Here is a 14,058-nt window from a genome sequence, read left to right on the forward strand (position 1 = left end):
TTAATTATTTTTCCAGTGTTTTACCACTCGTCCGCCAAATACGCTGCTGCCCAGCCTTACCATTGTGCTGCCTTGTTCAATGGCAATCTTGTAATCAGACGACATGCCTATCGACAATTCATCAAAATCAGATTTACCTTTAAAAAAACTTTCCTTCATTCCCTGAAAAAAAGTATCCAGCTCGTAAAACTCTTCCTTAATTTGCCTTTCATTATCAGTATTGGTAGCAATACCCATCAGTCCGCGTATGCGTACGTGCCGTAAATCGGCAAACTCCTTACTGCGTAACAGTTCAATCGCCTCATCAAAGCTGAGGCCATATTTGGTTTCCTCGTCGGCAATGTAAATTTGTAGCAGGCAATCAATTATACGCTTATTTTTAGCCGCTTGCTTGTCTATTTCCTGCAACAGTTTCAAGCTGTCTGCCGATTGTATCAGGCTGATGAAAGGGGCAATGTATTTTACCTTATTGGTTTGCAGGTGGCCCAGTAAATGCCATTCAATATCTTTTGGCAACTGTTCCTGCTTGTCTACCAGTTCCTGCACGGTATTTTCACCAAACCTGCGCTGCCCTGCATCGTAAGCCTGCTGTATATCTTGAACAGGCTTGGTTTTTGATACCGCTACGAAGGTGACATTGATACGATCCAGCTCGTTTTTCAGTTGAGTTATATTGTCTGCAATACTCATTTAATGCGTAAATTTGCTAATTGCTTCTTTTGAAGCGCTGCTAAATTACAGAATGCCAAAATATATTAACTTGTTTTTTTTGATGGTGATTTTTTTAACCGCCTGTGGCGGTAAAAAGGTACCGCCCGGCATTATCCGTCAGGATAGTATGGTGAGCTTGCTTACTGATGTACATATTGTGGATGGCAGCTTATACACAGTATCGCAGGTGCCCGACAGTGTTAACAAGTATGCAATGGGCCGGTATGCCCGTGTGTTTCAGCAGCACCGCACTGATTCGGCACAATTCAGAAAAAGCCTGCTTTATTACAGTAAGCATCCCGACCGTTTGGATGAAGTGTATACCGGGGTAATTCAAAACCTCGAAGAAAAGAATACCGAACTTAATAAACTACCTGCCACTAAGAATGCTGTACCCGCAAAATAGTATTGATAAATTAGGTTTTACCGAGGTAAAGGAACTGATAAGCGCACATTGCCTTAGCCCGATGGGGCAGCAAATGGTGAGCCGTATGCAGGTAATGAACAATTATGAGCAGATTCATAAGTTTTTGCACCAGGCCAATGAATTTAAAACCATACTGGAACATGATGCTGCACTGCCCATCTATCAGTTGTTTGATATAAAAACGTTAGCCAACAAGGCACGCATCGAGGGGGCTTTCCTGTCCGAAGAAGAGTTTTTTCAGGTGCATGCTTCGCTAAGTACGGTATTTGCCGTAATCAGCTACTTTAATGAGCGCGAAGGCCGTTACACAAACCTGGAAGCCTTGTTTGAGCATTTGCCCATCGAAAAAACCATTATTAAAAAAATCGATCTGGTAATTGATGCCAAGGGAAAGATACGCCCCAATGCTTCGCGAGAACTGGCTACTATTACAGATGGCATTGCACGCTCAGAGCAGGAGGCACGCAAAAAGATAGACCAGATATTTAAAAATGCGGCAGCCAGCGGCTGGACGGCTGACGGTACCCTTACCATACGCGATGGCCGCCTTTGTATACCTATACTGGCCGAGAATAAGCGAAAGGTGCGGGGTTTCATCCACGATGAATCGGCCACGGGCCAAACCGTTTATATGGAGCCGGAAGAAGTGTTTACGCTCAATAACCGTATACGCGACCTGGAGTTTGAACGCCGCCGAGAGATCATAAGCATCTTAACAACGCTGACTGATGAACTGCGCCCTTACGTGCCTTTACTGCTCTCTTACCACGGCCTGCTTACCAAGCTGGATTTTGTGCGTGCTAAAGCCTTATTTGCTATCGATATTGAGGCTAACATGCCGCAGCTGGTGAACGAGCCGGGTTTCCGGCTTACCAACGCCCGGCATCCCTTATTGTACCTGAGCTTTAAAAAGGAACAGCGTACCGTGGTGCCTTTAAATGTACAAGTAGATGAAAGTACGCGCATTATTGCCGTATCGGGGCCTAATGCCGGTGGTAAATCGGTATGTATGAAAACGGTAGGCTTACTGCAACTGATGGTGCAGGCGGGCCTGCTGATTCCGGCAGATGAACAAAGTACGGCGGGGGTATTTAAACAAATATTTGTAGATATTGGCGACGACCAGTCTATAGAAAGCGATTTGAGTACCTACAGTGCCCACCTCTCCAAAATGAAAAACTTTGTGGAGCAGGCCAACAGCAAGACTATGATTTTGATCGACGAGTTCGGTACCGGTACCGACCCGCAATTTGGCGGCCCGATAGCCGAGGCGGTATTGGAAGCACTTAATCAAAAGAAAGTGCGTGGCATGGTAACCACCCACTACTCAAACCTTAAAGTATTTGCCAGTAATGCCGAAGGCCTGGAAAATGCCTCGATGCTGTTTGATAATGTGAACATGAAGCCGCTGTATATTTTGGAGGTAGGCAAGCCAGGCAGCTCCTATGCCTTCGAGATTGCCCAAAAGATAGGCTTGCCGCAGCATGTGCTCAATTTGGCAAAGAACAAGATAGGTACCAGCCAGAAGAAAGTTGATACCCTGCTGGTGGATTTAGAACGTGAAAAGAAGGAAATTTACGATAGTAAGGTGCAGATTGACCGACAGCAGCGCCGCGTGAACGAACTGCTGAAGGAGAATGAACAGCTGAAAAGCTACCTCGAAGAAAATAAGAAAGCGCTGATGCGCGAAGCGAAGCAACAGGCGCAAAGCATTATCACCAATGCCAATAAACTGGTAGAAAACACCATTTCCGAGATAAAAAGCAGCCAAGCCGACCGCGAAACCACCCGCCAGTTACGCAGTAATCTGCAGCAGGAGTTACAGAAAACAAAGGTAAAGCCTGAAGTGAAGCCTGCTATAGCAACCGACGACGAAATACGTGCCGGCGATTGGGTAAAACTGATTGACTCGGATACCACCGGGCAGGTACTGGAAGTAGCTAAAGACAATATCATCATCGCTATGGGCGAGTTGCGTACAGTAGCCAAGCGCAAACGGGTAGAGAAGATAGCCCGGAAGGATATTCCGAAAGAAGTGCGCCGCAGCTTTGCCGGCTCAACCGGCGAAGTAGCCAGCTTTAGCCCGGAGATTGATGTGCGCGGGATGCGGGGCGAAGATGCCTTACATGCCATTGAAAAACTGCTGGACCGTGCACTGATGATGGGCGTAGGCAGCCTGAAGGTATTACACGGAAAAGGTGATGGAATTTTGCGCCGGCTGATACGTGATTACCTGAAAAAGTATGACCAGGTAGGCCGTATGGAAGATGAACATGCCGACAGGGGAGGCGACGGTATTACTTATGTGTATTTGAAGTAATGACAGTTCGTACTAAACTAATAACGAAAATGCATCATTGCTGTAATGATGCACTTTGGTTATTGTAATCTGAAAAGTAAAGTTCTACACCGCCACAATCGGCGCCTTTACATATCTTCCCCAAGCTATAAAAGCGGCTATGGCCGCAACTACAATATTAAAGCCAATCAGTGAAGCTTCACCACGACTAACATGGAAGATGCTGGCTGCAATCATCAGCAATACGATACCTGTTGCAGCTAAAGGCGTTAGCCAAGGCCGGATACGGAGCAGGGCAGGAAAGACCAAGCCTACAGCTCCCAGTAAGTCGATGATACCCGTAAATTTTACAAAGCCTGGTGAAACCTGGCCTGCCCACGGCCACATGGTACTTATTTCGGCAACAGGTTTTAAGAGTTTCATAAATGCGGCCCACAATAACATAGCTGCTAAAACTGCCTGCAATATCCACAGGATATAATGAATAAATTTTGATGGCTGTTGTGTGTTGCTCATACTTGTATAACTAATAATGGACACACAAAATTAGCTATCTTCGCTTGTGTTAAACCGGTACTATACAGTATGATAGTACTATACTAAGCAATAGCAATCTATATAATAATTAAAAGTATAAATACTCACAAAAGGAGGATGCCCTAAAACCATGCGTTCCATTAAGGATGCTTTAGAGGCGCTGGAAGGCAAGTGGAAATTATTAGTGCTGTTTAGCCTATCGGCCGGCCCTAAACGCTTTACGCAAATAGCAAGGGAATTGGAAGGTATCACTGACCGTACACTCTCAAAAGAACTCAAAAGCCTGGAAGAGAATAAACTTATTACAAAGACTGTACATTCAACGTTTCCTCCTGTTATTGAGTACGCAATTACGCAACATGGAAAGTCACTGGAAAAGGTATTGGATGAACTGCATTTTTGGGGATTAATGCACAGGAAAGAAGTAATTGGTATGTAGAAAATTACCGGCGCGGGCATTTACCGCAACGCTTACCCTTTTTGTATTTTTCGCAGCATTCTTTCTTTTTTTTGAATACGGCTTCAAATTCTATTGGATTCAACCTGCTTAACGGTGAGCCGCTAAAAGCTGCTTCTGTAATATAATTGATTAACTGCTCATCAAAACCACAACCCATATCCGGCACAACATTTTTGTTGCTCCAAATATAGAAATATTATTTTTAATGATTATAAATAAGGCGCGTAACAATTTATGTTATACGCCTTATTTAATCAAATTCCGGATTTACAAACTACCCACCGGTTACTTCACTACCCTCTTTTTCAGGACTATTACTGCCATAATCGGGGCCTTTGTCATTATCTTCTGGCTTAAAATCAGCCTTACCATCATTTTGGTCATCTTCGGTAATGCTGCCGCTGCCTTTGGTTTGCAGTTCGCCGTCCTGATGCTGGTTGCTGGTGCCGTCGTTGTCAGCAGTTCCGGTTTGGTATTGCTGGTCGGTGCCGCCGTTGGCATTAATGTTACCTTCTACCTGCGGCTCGCCGCCGCCTACTTTTTCCTGTTCCGGATCTTCACGGTAACCGGTATCGTTGGTGTTATCTCCTTGTCCCATATTGGTATTTGCTGCGCCCTGCTGGCTGTTTGGTGTAAAATTATTGTTTTCGGGATGTTCTTCTAAAGGTTCAGTACGTTTAAAATAATCATTATCGTAACCTGCGTTTTGCGATGGATTTGCCTCATCATCGCCTGAACGGGTTACATTTTGCTCGCCAAAACTCTGGCCGCCCATACCATGGCTTTCGTACCCTTTATTGTCAGGGTCTTTATCATTGCTGTCGCCGAACAGGTAACTGCGTTTTAGGTCTTTTTCCTCAATATTATCATCATCCTCTACCTTGGTTACCGATACCGGCGGATTGCTGGTTTGCTCGGTATGGTGAGGATAATCCTGGGTGGGTTCTTTATCGTAAGGTTCCATAGTATTTAATTCAGATGTAGTTATAATACCTTACTTCGGCAGATAATGTTTGTAATTCATTGCAGCTTTGTTATTTAAAAGCTATGCTTGCATAGCTTTTAAATAAATATGTACATTAGCCGCTACCAATTATAAATTATGAATAAAGTGGTTACTGATGCCGCTGCTGCTATCAGCGATATTACCAGCGGCATGACCCTTATGCTGGGTGGTTTCGGCTTGTGCGGCATTCCCGAAAACTGCATTGCTGCATTGGTAAAGAAAGGCGTTAACCAACTAACCTGTATATCCAACAATGCCGGTGTGGATGATTTTGGCATTGGCCTGATGCTGCAGCAAAGGCAGGTGAAAAAAATGATAGCGTCTTACGTAGGCGAGAACGCCGAGTTTGAGCGCCAGTTGCTGAGCGGCGAACTGGAGGTAGAACTGATACCGCAAGGTACGCTGGCTTCCCGCTGTATGGCCGCCGGGTATGGTATGCCCGCCATTTTTACCCCGGCAGGTGTAGGTACCGAAATAGCCGAAGGTAAAGAAGTACGTAATTTTAACGGTAAGGACTACCTGATGGAAATGGCCTTTGATGCCGACTTTGCCCTGGTAAAGGCCTGGAAGGGCGATATGCAGGGAAACCTGATCTATCGCTCTACCGCCCGCAACTTTAACCCGGTAATGGCGATGGCAGGTAAGATTACCATTGCCGAAGTAGAGGAACTGGTACCGGCCGGGCAATTAGATCCCGACCAGATACATACGCCGGGTATTTATGTGCACCGTATATTTCAGGGCAAGCATTACGAAAAACGCATCGAGCACCGCACGGTAAGAAATTTTGCCTGATGGTGCAGATGTGCAGATGTGCAGATGTGCAGATGTGCAGATGTGCAGATGTGCAGATGTGCAGATGTGCAGATGTGCAGATGTGCAGATGTGCAGATGTGCAGATGTGCAGAATAGGGATAACAAGATAGATAAATAAACAACTAAATCAAAAGCCCTCACCTTTGGGGAGGGTTGGGAGGGGTATATGTTAGATAAACAAGGCATCGCCAAACGCATCGCACGTGAGATAAAGGATGGCTACTACGTAAACCTGGGAATAGGTATACCCACATTGGTAGCCAATTACATTCCCGAAGGCATTAATGTGGTGCTGCAATCCGAAAACGGCTTGCTGGGCATGGGGCCGTTCCCGTATGCAGGGGAGGAGGATGCCGATACCATTAATGCCGGTAAGCAAACTATTACGATGCTGCCCGGCTCGGCAGTGTTTGACTCGGCGATGAGCTTTGGCATGATTCGGTCGCAAAAAGTAAATCTCACTATTTTGGGGGCTATGGAGGTATCTGAAAACGGAGACATTGCCAACTGGAAGATTCCCGGTAAAATGGTAAAAGGCATGGGCGGCGCTATGGATCTGGTGGCTTCGGCTCAAAATATTATCGTGGCCATGCAGCACGTGAATAAGGCAGGCGAATCGAAGCTATTGCCCCAATGTGCCTTACCGCTCACCGGGGTGCGTTGTGTAAAGAAGATTGTGACTGAGTTGGCAGTGCTTGACGTATTGCCCGAAGGCGGCTTCCGTTTGCTGGAGCTTGCACCCGGCATAACTATTGAACAAGTTAGGAATGCCACTGCCGGAAAATTAATTGTTAAGGGGGATGTGCCTGAAATGGTAATATAACACTCATTTTAAGCAGAAACTATTTGGAATAATTATAAATAAATCCAATATTTGACTTCTGCAAAGTCAATGAGAATACCTGTTGTAAATACGCCTCAAAAAGTTGAGGTTTTCAGTACCTCTAACGGGGTGGTATACCAGTGCGATGCGCAGAATTGCTGGTATGTAGAGTTTGCCGGTAAAACAGTTAAATTCAATTACCGTAATTTATTGCGCTTAAAAAAAGCGATTTACAATATTGATATCGAAGCGCTCTTATTGAAAGATGACAGGTCGCCCAACTTGGAAATTGTTTTCATTTGTGCTTCTGATGCCTGTTATGTATTGTCAATATTGCAGATCATCGCTTTCAAAGATTTATTGCAGGGCACCTTTGCCATGTTCGAGTTGAACCACATCATTCATAATTCGCTTTACCGCGTTTCTGCCTGATCATATATTTAGACTCATTTCATATTGCTTATAAATGATGCAGGTGCTGATTTATAGCACTATTATTGTTTATTAACTTATGTAGCTGTATATACAATTACCTACTATTTGAATAATATGAAAGACCTGATGCGCATTAAATGCCTGATCTCAAGCGAAATTGAAAATCTGCTTAATCAGCAAATAAAGAAAGAAGCCCATTCATCAGCCATTTATTTGGCTATGGCCTCCTGGTGTAACCGCAATGGTTATGACTATTCGTCTGAATACTTTTTCAAACAATCAGACGAGGAACGTTACCACCAGTTAAAGCTATATAAGTATGTTTTAGATATGGGTGCCACTGCCATCTCACCGGAAATTACCAACGTTAAAAATGAGTATGATTCATTTCGCGGCGTGTTTGAAGAGGCCTTAGACCAGGAAGTTGCCATTACCCAGTCTTTTAAAAACATATATAGCAGCTGTTTACGTGAGCAGGATTTTGTTACTATGGAGTTTTTGAACTGGTTTATGAAAGAGCAGCGTGAGGAAGAATACAAAGCCCGCCGTGCGCTGGAACTGTTCGAGGTAATTGGTGAAGAAGGCACCGGCCAGTGGGAGATTGATAAGCACGTTAATAAAATCAAATATGATAGCGAAGCGAGCTAAAATAGTTGGTTGTAAGAAAGCAGTATTCTTTCAGATTTATAAAATTAAATAAGCAAAGCCCAGTGTAAATACATTGGGCTTTGCCATATAAAAGCTTTTAAGTTGCAATCAATAACTCAATTCTCATTGGTTTGGCTTTTCAGTTCGGGCCGGGCCTGTTGGATAAGTGAGTTTACTTCTACAACAAAATTACCTGGCGCTTTAAAGTAAAAGGTCATCCGGCCATGTTCCTCCCGTACCTCTTCTGGTTCATATCCGCCAGCTTTTATTTTTTCATGTAATGCATATACCTGTTCTATATTGCCCTGCATAAAGCCAATATGAAACAGTTTGGGATACATAGCATCATTAACTTTAAAAAATGTAAGCAGTGAGCCATCATCATCCTGCACAAAAGCCATTTTTGGGCTGTAAGGTGTGCCCGGAGCCCGTACAAGGCCAAAGTACGTTTCGAGCATTTCTACGGTTCCTGTAACATCGGTTACTCCAAAACCAATATGGTTCAATTTCATATTTATAAATTTATAAGCAGTGAATAATTCATTTTATGTCAATACTATCTTTTTAAAGCCTTCATTACTAATTCGAAGGTTTGCCATACCATTGTTTCTGCCAACAGGGTTGCTTCCGTAGCAGATCGCTGGCTTTCATAATGTGCCCGAATCAAAGCATGAAGCGGCGCAAATGCTATCGACCAATAAATTTCTGTAGGCATCTTGTTGATTTCGCCACGTGCAATGGCATTTTGCATGAACCGATGGGTAAGATGATCATATTCATCATCTAACTGATTATAGATTAGCTTATGATAAGAGGAAGAACGCAAAAGTTCGAAAAAGGAAATCAGAGTAGGATTGGCCATGAGGTATTGATACCTGTTTTTCCATTGTAAGTGTAATCCTTCCTCGAAATCAATTTCCGGATCAAAATCTTTAATGGCAGCTTCACGCATTTTTTTTACTTCTTCAAGCGCTATTTTGATGATTAAATCATTTTTATCCTTGTAATAGATGTACAAAGTGGCAATTGAAATCTTACAGGCTTTAGCCAACTGGTTAGCACTAAAACTCTCAAAACCATTATTTGAGAGTATCTCGATGGTTTTGATACGTACTATTTGTTCTTTTTCTTGATTTCTATGTCGCATAATGAATAATGATATAATTATAAGTGATTAATCTCTTATTAATAAATTTATGCATATATTTATTTTCAACCGTTTTACAATTATAAGAACCATATAATCGTTGGATATAGGGAAATGTGCTAAGCAAAAAAGCCGGCTTTTAGGCCGGCTTTGTTTGTAATAATGTAATGTGAGAAGATAAATTACAATTTCCCTAATTCTTGCACCAGGTCAATTAACTTGTTAGAGTAACCCCACTCGTTATCGTACCAGGCTACTACTTTTACAAATTTATCATTCAGGGCAATACCAGCTTTGGCATCGAAGATAGAGGTACGGGCATCACCTTTAAAGTCGTCTGATACCACTTCGTCTTCGGTATAACCCAGGATGCCTTTCAGTTCGCCTTCTGAGGCTTCTTTCATGGCCGCTTTAATGTCTTCATAAGAAGCGCTATTTTTCAGCTTTACGGTTAAATCCACAACAGAAACGTCTGGCACGGGTACGCGAAATGACATACCGGTTAATTTACCTTTTAGGTCAGGGATTACCAGTGATACCGCTTTAGCAGCACCGGTTGATGAAGGGATGATATTCTGGTAAGCGCCACGGCCGCCTCTCCAGTCTTTAGCCGAAGGGCCGTCAACTGTTTTCTGGGTAGCGGTTACCGCGTGTACGGTACTCATCAAGCCTTCTTCAATACCAAATTTGTCATTCAGTACCTTAGCTACAGGCGCTAAGCAGTTGGTAGTACAAGATGCATTAGATACAATGGTATCATCAGCTTTCAGTTCCTTATGGTTTACACCCATTACAAAGGTACGGGTATCATCTTTGGCCGGTGCGCTCATTACTACGCGCTTAGCACCGGCGTCAATATGTTTCTGAGCGGTTTCCTGGGTGAGGAACAAGCCGGTTGATTCAATTACTACTTCAGCTTCTACTTCATTCCATTTTAAATTAGCCGGGTCTTTCTCAGCAGTTACACGTATGGTTTTACCGTTTACCACCAGGTGGCCGTTTTCTACCGCAATGGTACCGTCAAATTTGCCGTGGGTCGAGTCGTACTTAAGCATGTAAGCCATGTAATCCGGCTCAACCAAATCGTTGATCCCTACAACTTCAACACCTTCGCGCTGAATGGCAGCCCTGAAAGCCAGGCGGCCAATACGGCCGAATCCGTTAATTCCTATTTTCATGATTTTGATTTAATTAATTCTTATTCAGATAGTAAGTTAATAAACTGTTTATTGGTTCTCTTAAAATGTATTTTATTTCCAGTCCGGCATCTGCGGAAGCCTCCTGCAGGCAATCTTTAAACTCATCGGCCACAGAGCCTGTAAAATGCAGCGGCGCATTAGGATACTGCCTATGGAGCGGAAGGGTATAGGTATTCAGCAGCAGGCCGAATCCTTGTTTTATGGTTTGCCTTAAATAGGCATGCTCGCGGTTATCAGCATAAAAACCGGTAAAGGAGCTTAGGTATAATGCCGGTTGCTTTTGCCGGTATACCTTCTCCAGCAAGGTCTTCCGGTCAATATCATAACGCTTTACAAATTTTTTGCGGATGTCGGCAGGCAGCGTTTCATTCATGTAAGCCTTAATCAGCTGGCGGCCCAGCCAATTGCCCGATCCTTCATCTGCCAGAATATATCCCAGGCCGTAATTATTAGGCTTAATTTTTTTGCCGTTGTACCATCCGGCATTAGAGCCGCTGCCGCAAATGCTTACAATGCCTTCATCATCCTTACAGCAGGCAATGGCAGCCCCCTGAATATCATGTTCCACTGTTACCTTAGCATACTTAAAAAATGCAGACAGCGCATTGCTGATTATGTTTTGCAGCATCAGGTTTGAAGCGCCCGCACCAAAAAAATAGATACGTTTTATCTCTTCGGCATGGTGTATCAGGTTGATGTTTTTATTCAGCAGTTGTACAATGCTTTTTTCGTCGGTAAAATAGGGGTTTATGCCATTGGTTTTAAAAGACGCAATAGTTTTGCCTTTATCAGCCAATCGCCAGTTGGCATGCTGCGAACCGCTATAAATAACTGCAATCATAATGACATATACCCTAAGGTAGCTTGTAGCGGCGCTAATATAGTAATTTTAAAGGGTTACTGTTTATTATTAATACTTTAGCCTTCCGCGTTTGTTATTTACAACAAAGATAATACATTTGTTCACCAGCAGTTAGTGTATTGCGGTGATATGTGTATAAATTACACTATGCTTATAATCGCTTTGCTGGCATTGTTTAATGTCAATCTAAAAATATCAGGGTTTGGAACAGTATCTGCCTCAGTTTGAATCGGCTTTATCTATTGACTGCGTAATTTTCGGCTTTGATGCCGGCGAGCTCAAAGTGTTATTGATTGAGCGTAACGCCGAACCCTTTAAGGATTGGTATGCACTGCCCGGCTTTTTGGTGAAGCAGGATGAAGGTGTGGATGAAGCCGCCGAACGTATCTTGTATGAACTTACCGGCCTGCGCGACCTGCACATGGAGCAGTTTCACACCTTTGGTGATGTAGACCGGCACCCGCAGGGCCGGGTAATTACTGTAGCTTATTACGCGCTGATCCGCATTAACGGCCAAAAAGAATTACGCCCGGTTACCGATTATGCCAAAGCCGCTTTCTGGCACCCGGTGAATGATTTGCCAAAACTGGGATTTGACCATAGCCGCATCTTTTCTACAGGCTTTAATAAGCTGCGCCGGCGTTTAAGCTATCAGCCAATCGCATTTGAGCTATTGCCCGAAAAATTTACCCTTACACAGTTGCAGCAACTGTATGAAGCGATATTAAACAAAAAGCTGGACAAGCGCAACTTCAGGAAGAAGATGTTGAGTTACGGATTTTTGAAGGAGTTGGATGAAAAGCAGAAAAACGTATCTTACCGTGCAGCCAAGCTTTACAAATTCGACCGGCGTAAGTACACCAAGATATTTCAGAATGAACTTAATCTGGATAAATAACGCTTTAATTCCTTAATAAGAGAATTGAAGCGCTTACCAAAGCCGCTGTTTAAATGATAAAAAGTAAAAGGCTAAGAGAGTTAATTCTTAGCCTTTTACTTTCATTTCAACCAGCCTTGCTGCCGCCTTTAAAGGATTAGGCGGCTGGTTTTTACAAATGGCTTGGCGACAGTTCTAAATGATATTTTACCAGATTATCTATAGGGGAGCGGATGATGTTACCCATGATCATACCGTTTTCAGTTACCACTTCTTCCAGCACATTACGGAAGTTGTAGCCTACAGAACCAATACAGTTAAAAGTGTAATCTTTATAGTTTGGATAATGCGTAACCAGGTTACGAAAAAAATCTTCGAATGAGGTTTTCACCAGATTACGGCTGTATTCCAGATTTACATTGTTATCATAAACAAATTTGCTGAAGCTGGCGCAGAAGCGATTGGCCAATGGCTTTACATATACCGCTTCATTTACATCATCGGGGGTAAGGTGAAAAGTGTCCCAGAATGTTTTGCGTACAGCTTCGGGCATATAACCGCGTATATAATCAGTTAACAGCTTTTTACCTATATAACAGCCGCTGCCTTCGTCACCTAATATGTAAGCGCCCGAATCTATATTGTGTGCTACATTTTTTCCGTCATAAATACAAGTGTTGGTACCAGTGCCTAAAATGGCGGCAAAACCTTTGCCGGTGCCCAGCAATGCCCTGGCGGCGGCTAATAAATCATGCCCTACGTATACCTTCGAATTGGTAAATACCTGCTCCATGGCATCAATTACCAGCTGTACTTTATCGGCTGTGGAGCAGCCTGCACCATAATAGTTAACTTCGGTAATGCTTTCTAAGGGTAAATCAGACGGCAGGTTTTCTTTTAATGAATTGATGATGTAAGCGGTACTCACAAAGTAAGGGTTATAGCCCTCCGTGTTAAAATACACTTTTTTACCTTCTTCATTGACCAGGCACCAGTTAGTTTTGGTTGACCCGCCGTCAGCAATTATGATCATATACTTGGTTTTAAAATTGGTTAAATGTATGATTTACTTGGTTTAAAAAAAAGTAATGCAAGTGATAACACCAAAAAAAAGGAAAGATGTTGTTTTAACTGCATTAGGTAGATAAGGTTAAGCTTTTGTTATTAAATTGGTTGCTGATTAAACTGTAAACGTGCCATATAGTTTTCGCAGCACTTACAAACCTGTCAATCCTTGTTCACACGTTTCACGCCATTAATATATAGCCGAAATATCAAATATTTTTCCATTTAAATTGAATGCCTGTCCGGCACTCAGTTTCTGCATAGCAAAAGCGATAGGAGAAGCGGGTGATACCGTATGATATACCGCATCCTCTACATTGAAACTGCCTGCACCTATGGCAATATAAAAGTTACCCTGATTAGTTATAACCAAACTACCCGGACCGGCGGCGGGCAGCGCCTGTGCATCAGGCCTGATGCGACCCAGCATTACTTTCATCTTACCGGCTTCGGCAAGCTGGATGGTATTACGACTGGTTTCCTGCTGCATCATTTCGCGTGTGGTTTCGTATTTATCGCCAGCGCTGCTTTTGGTGTCGTCGGCCGAGGCCTGTTGCGCAGCCACAATTGCCTGTTCGATGCTGCTGATGCGGGTATTCACATAATCAAGGCAGTGCTGATAAAGTAATCGCTTTACAGTGCCAGCATCAAAAGGCATTTTGTCAGAGGTGGGAAACACAGCAGGTACAAGATTAATCAAGCAAACGCCCCGAAGATAGGATGCTGGGCCTGTAAGATTCATATAA

The 14,058-nt window shown here is 43.3% G+C and carries 17 protein-coding genes; 8 read left to right on the forward strand and 9 right to left on the reverse strand.

All coding sequences use genetic code 11. The features are described from left to right. Entirely contained in the window at nt 1–690 is a 690-nt protein-coding gene (locus ACY652_RS14480) for a YggS family pyridoxal phosphate-dependent enzyme (protein WP_462265098.1), read from the reverse strand. 82 nt (nt 691–772) lie between these two features. Between ACY652_RS14480 and ACY652_RS14485 the strand changes: the two genes are divergently transcribed. Beyond that, nucleotides 773–1,117, forward strand: coding sequence for a DUF4296 domain-containing protein (locus tag ACY652_RS14485; protein WP_462265099.1), 345 nt, complete (start codon nt 773–775; stop codon nt 1,115–1,117). Then, a complete protein-coding gene (locus ACY652_RS14490) occupies nt 1,098–3,458 on the forward strand; it encodes an endonuclease MutS2 (RefSeq protein WP_462265100.1) in 2,361 nt (786 codons plus the stop codon). Before ACY652_RS14485 ends, ACY652_RS14490 begins: the two co-directional genes overlap by 20 nt. 84 nt (nt 3,459–3,542) lie before the next feature. On the opposite strand, the gene ACY652_RS14495 is transcribed toward ACY652_RS14490, so the two are convergent. Continuing rightward, nucleotides 3,543–3,953, reverse strand: a complete 411-nt coding sequence (locus ACY652_RS14495) for a DoxX family protein (RefSeq protein ID WP_462265101.1) — start codon at nt 3,951–3,953, stop codon at nt 3,543–3,545. A gap of 151 nt (nt 3,954–4,104) precedes the next feature. Here ACY652_RS14495 and ACY652_RS14500 point away from each other — a divergent pair, with 151 nt between their 5' ends. After that, the gene (locus ACY652_RS14500) at nt 4,105–4,413 is read left to right on the forward strand and encodes a winged helix-turn-helix transcriptional regulator (protein WP_462265102.1); all 309 of its coding nucleotides are present in this window, start codon (nt 4,105–4,107) and stop codon (nt 4,411–4,413) included. A gap of 295 nt (nt 4,414–4,708) precedes the next feature. Here the strand turns inward: ACY652_RS14500 and ACY652_RS14505 are convergent, their stop codons facing one another. Continuing rightward, a complete protein-coding gene (locus tag ACY652_RS14505) occupies nt 4,709–5,398 on the reverse strand; it encodes a hypothetical protein (protein WP_462265103.1) in 690 nt (229 codons plus the stop codon). 135 nt (nt 5,399–5,533) lie between these two features. On the opposite strand from ACY652_RS14505, the gene ACY652_RS14510 reads away from it, so the two are divergent. The 4 genes from ACY652_RS14510 to ACY652_RS14525 all read left to right on the forward strand — a co-directional run bounded on the left by ACY652_RS14510 (nt 5,534) and on the right by ACY652_RS14525 (nt 8,162). After that, nucleotides 5,534–6,235, forward strand: a complete 702-nt coding sequence (locus ACY652_RS14510) for a CoA transferase subunit A (RefSeq protein ID WP_462268267.1) — start codon at nt 5,534–5,536, stop codon at nt 6,233–6,235. 187 nt (nt 6,236–6,422) lie between these two features. Then, complete coding sequence (locus ACY652_RS14515) at nt 6,423–7,079, forward strand: 3-oxoacid CoA-transferase subunit B (protein ID WP_462265104.1); 657 nt, start codon at nt 6,423–6,425, stop codon at nt 7,077–7,079. 69 nt (nt 7,080–7,148) lie between these two features. Continuing rightward, nucleotides 7,149–7,511, forward strand: coding sequence for a hypothetical protein (locus tag ACY652_RS14520; RefSeq protein ID WP_462265105.1), 363 nt, complete (start codon nt 7,149–7,151; stop codon nt 7,509–7,511). Nucleotides 7,512–7,628: 117 nt separating this feature from the next. Continuing rightward, nucleotides 7,629–8,162, forward strand: coding sequence for a ferritin (locus ACY652_RS14525; protein ID WP_462265106.1), 534 nt, complete (start codon nt 7,629–7,631; stop codon nt 8,160–8,162). Between the two features lie 116 nt (nt 8,163–8,278). Here the strand turns inward: ACY652_RS14525 and ACY652_RS14530 are convergent, their stop codons facing one another. The 4 genes from ACY652_RS14530 to ACY652_RS14545 all read right to left on the reverse strand — a co-directional run bounded on the left by ACY652_RS14530 (nt 8,279) and on the right by ACY652_RS14545 (nt 11,349). Beyond that, nucleotides 8,279–8,674: a VOC family protein gene (locus ACY652_RS14530; RefSeq protein ID WP_462265107.1), complete on the reverse strand. Its 396-nt coding sequence runs from the start codon at nt 8,672–8,674 to the stop codon at nt 8,279–8,281. A 44-nt stretch (nt 8,675–8,718) separates the two neighbouring features. Next, nucleotides 8,719–9,309: a TetR/AcrR family transcriptional regulator gene (locus ACY652_RS14535; RefSeq protein WP_462265108.1), complete on the reverse strand. Its 591-nt coding sequence runs from the start codon at nt 9,307–9,309 to the stop codon at nt 8,719–8,721. Between the two features lie 182 nt (nt 9,310–9,491). Further along, a complete protein-coding gene (gene gap / locus ACY652_RS14540) occupies nt 9,492–10,487 on the reverse strand; it encodes a type I glyceraldehyde-3-phosphate dehydrogenase (RefSeq protein ID WP_462265109.1) in 996 nt (331 codons plus the stop codon). Between the two features lie 13 nt (nt 10,488–10,500). Then, nucleotides 10,501–11,349, reverse strand: coding sequence for a hypothetical protein (locus ACY652_RS14545; protein ID WP_462265110.1), 849 nt, complete (start codon nt 11,347–11,349; stop codon nt 10,501–10,503). A 223-nt stretch (nt 11,350–11,572) separates the two neighbouring features. Here ACY652_RS14545 and ACY652_RS14550 point away from each other — a divergent pair, with 223 nt between their 5' ends. Further along, nucleotides 11,573–12,268: an NUDIX hydrolase gene (locus tag ACY652_RS14550; RefSeq protein WP_462265111.1), complete on the forward strand. Its 696-nt coding sequence runs from the start codon at nt 11,573–11,575 to the stop codon at nt 12,266–12,268. A 151-nt stretch (nt 12,269–12,419) separates the two neighbouring features. Here the strand turns inward: ACY652_RS14550 and ACY652_RS14555 are convergent, their stop codons facing one another. Both ACY652_RS14555 and ACY652_RS14560 read right to left on the reverse strand, forming a co-directional pair. After that, on the reverse strand, nt 12,420–13,280 hold the full coding sequence (locus tag ACY652_RS14555) for an N-acetylglucosamine kinase (protein WP_462265112.1): 861 nt from the start codon (nt 13,278–13,280) through the stop codon (nt 12,420–12,422). A gap of 222 nt (nt 13,281–13,502) precedes the next feature. Beyond that, nucleotides 13,503–13,970 (reverse strand): 3-oxoacyl-ACP synthase, encoded by a 468-nt coding sequence (locus ACY652_RS14560; protein WP_462265113.1) that lies wholly within the window; start codon nt 13,968–13,970, stop codon nt 13,503–13,505. Nucleotides 13,971–14,058 lie beyond the last annotated feature (88 nt).

Origin of the sequence: Mucilaginibacter sp. (assembly GCF_965200995.1) — a bacterium.
GTDB lineage: Bacteria > Bacteroidota > Bacteroidia > Sphingobacteriales > Sphingobacteriaceae > Mucilaginibacter.

Excerpts from the sequence above, each read along its gene's own strand:
- ACY652_RS14505 (WP_462265103.1), bottom strand. The coding sequence starts at position 5,398 with ATGGAACCTTACGATAAAGAACCCACCCAGGATTATCCTCACCATACC.
- ACY652_RS14500 (WP_462265102.1), top strand. The coding sequence starts at position 4,105 with ATGCGTTCCATTAAGGATGCTTTAGAGGCGCTGGAAGGCAAGTGGAAA.
- ACY652_RS14560 (WP_462265113.1), bottom strand. The coding sequence starts at position 13,970 with ATGCCTTTTGATGCTGGCACTGTAAAGCGATTACTTTATCAGCACTGC.
- ACY652_RS14520 (WP_462265105.1), top strand. The coding sequence starts at position 7,149 with ATGAGAATACCTGTTGTAAATACGCCTCAAAAAGTTGAGGTTTTCAGT.
- ACY652_RS14555 (WP_462265112.1), bottom strand. The coding sequence starts at position 13,280 with ATGATCATAATTGCTGACGGCGGGTCAACCAAAACTAACTGGTGCCTG.
- gap (WP_462265109.1), bottom strand. The coding sequence starts at position 10,487 with ATGAAAATAGGAATTAACGGATTCGGCCGTATTGGCCGCCTGGCTTTC.
- ACY652_RS14515 (WP_462265104.1), top strand. The coding sequence starts at position 6,423 with ATGTTAGATAAACAAGGCATCGCCAAACGCATCGCACGTGAGATAAAG.
- ACY652_RS14525 (WP_462265106.1), top strand. The coding sequence starts at position 7,629 with ATGAAAGACCTGATGCGCATTAAATGCCTGATCTCAAGCGAAATTGAA.
- ACY652_RS14545 (WP_462265110.1), bottom strand. The coding sequence starts at position 11,349 with ATGATTGCAGTTATTTATAGCGGTTCGCAGCATGCCAACTGGCGATTG.
- ACY652_RS14535 (WP_462265108.1), bottom strand. The coding sequence starts at position 9,309 with ATGCGACATAGAAATCAAGAAAAAGAACAAATAGTACGTATCAAAACC.
- ACY652_RS14490 (WP_462265100.1), top strand. The coding sequence starts at position 1,098 with ATGCTGTACCCGCAAAATAGTATTGATAAATTAGGTTTTACCGAGGTA.
- ACY652_RS14530 (WP_462265107.1), bottom strand. The coding sequence starts at position 8,674 with ATGAAATTGAACCATATTGGTTTTGGAGTAACCGATGTTACAGGAACC.
- ACY652_RS14495 (WP_462265101.1), bottom strand. The coding sequence starts at position 3,953 with ATGAGCAACACACAACAGCCATCAAAATTTATTCATTATATCCTGTGG.
- ACY652_RS14480 (WP_462265098.1), bottom strand. The coding sequence starts at position 690 with ATGAGTATTGCAGACAATATAACTCAACTGAAAAACGAGCTGGATCGT.
- ACY652_RS14485 (WP_462265099.1), top strand. The coding sequence starts at position 773 with ATGGTGATTTTTTTAACCGCCTGTGGCGGTAAAAAGGTACCGCCCGGC.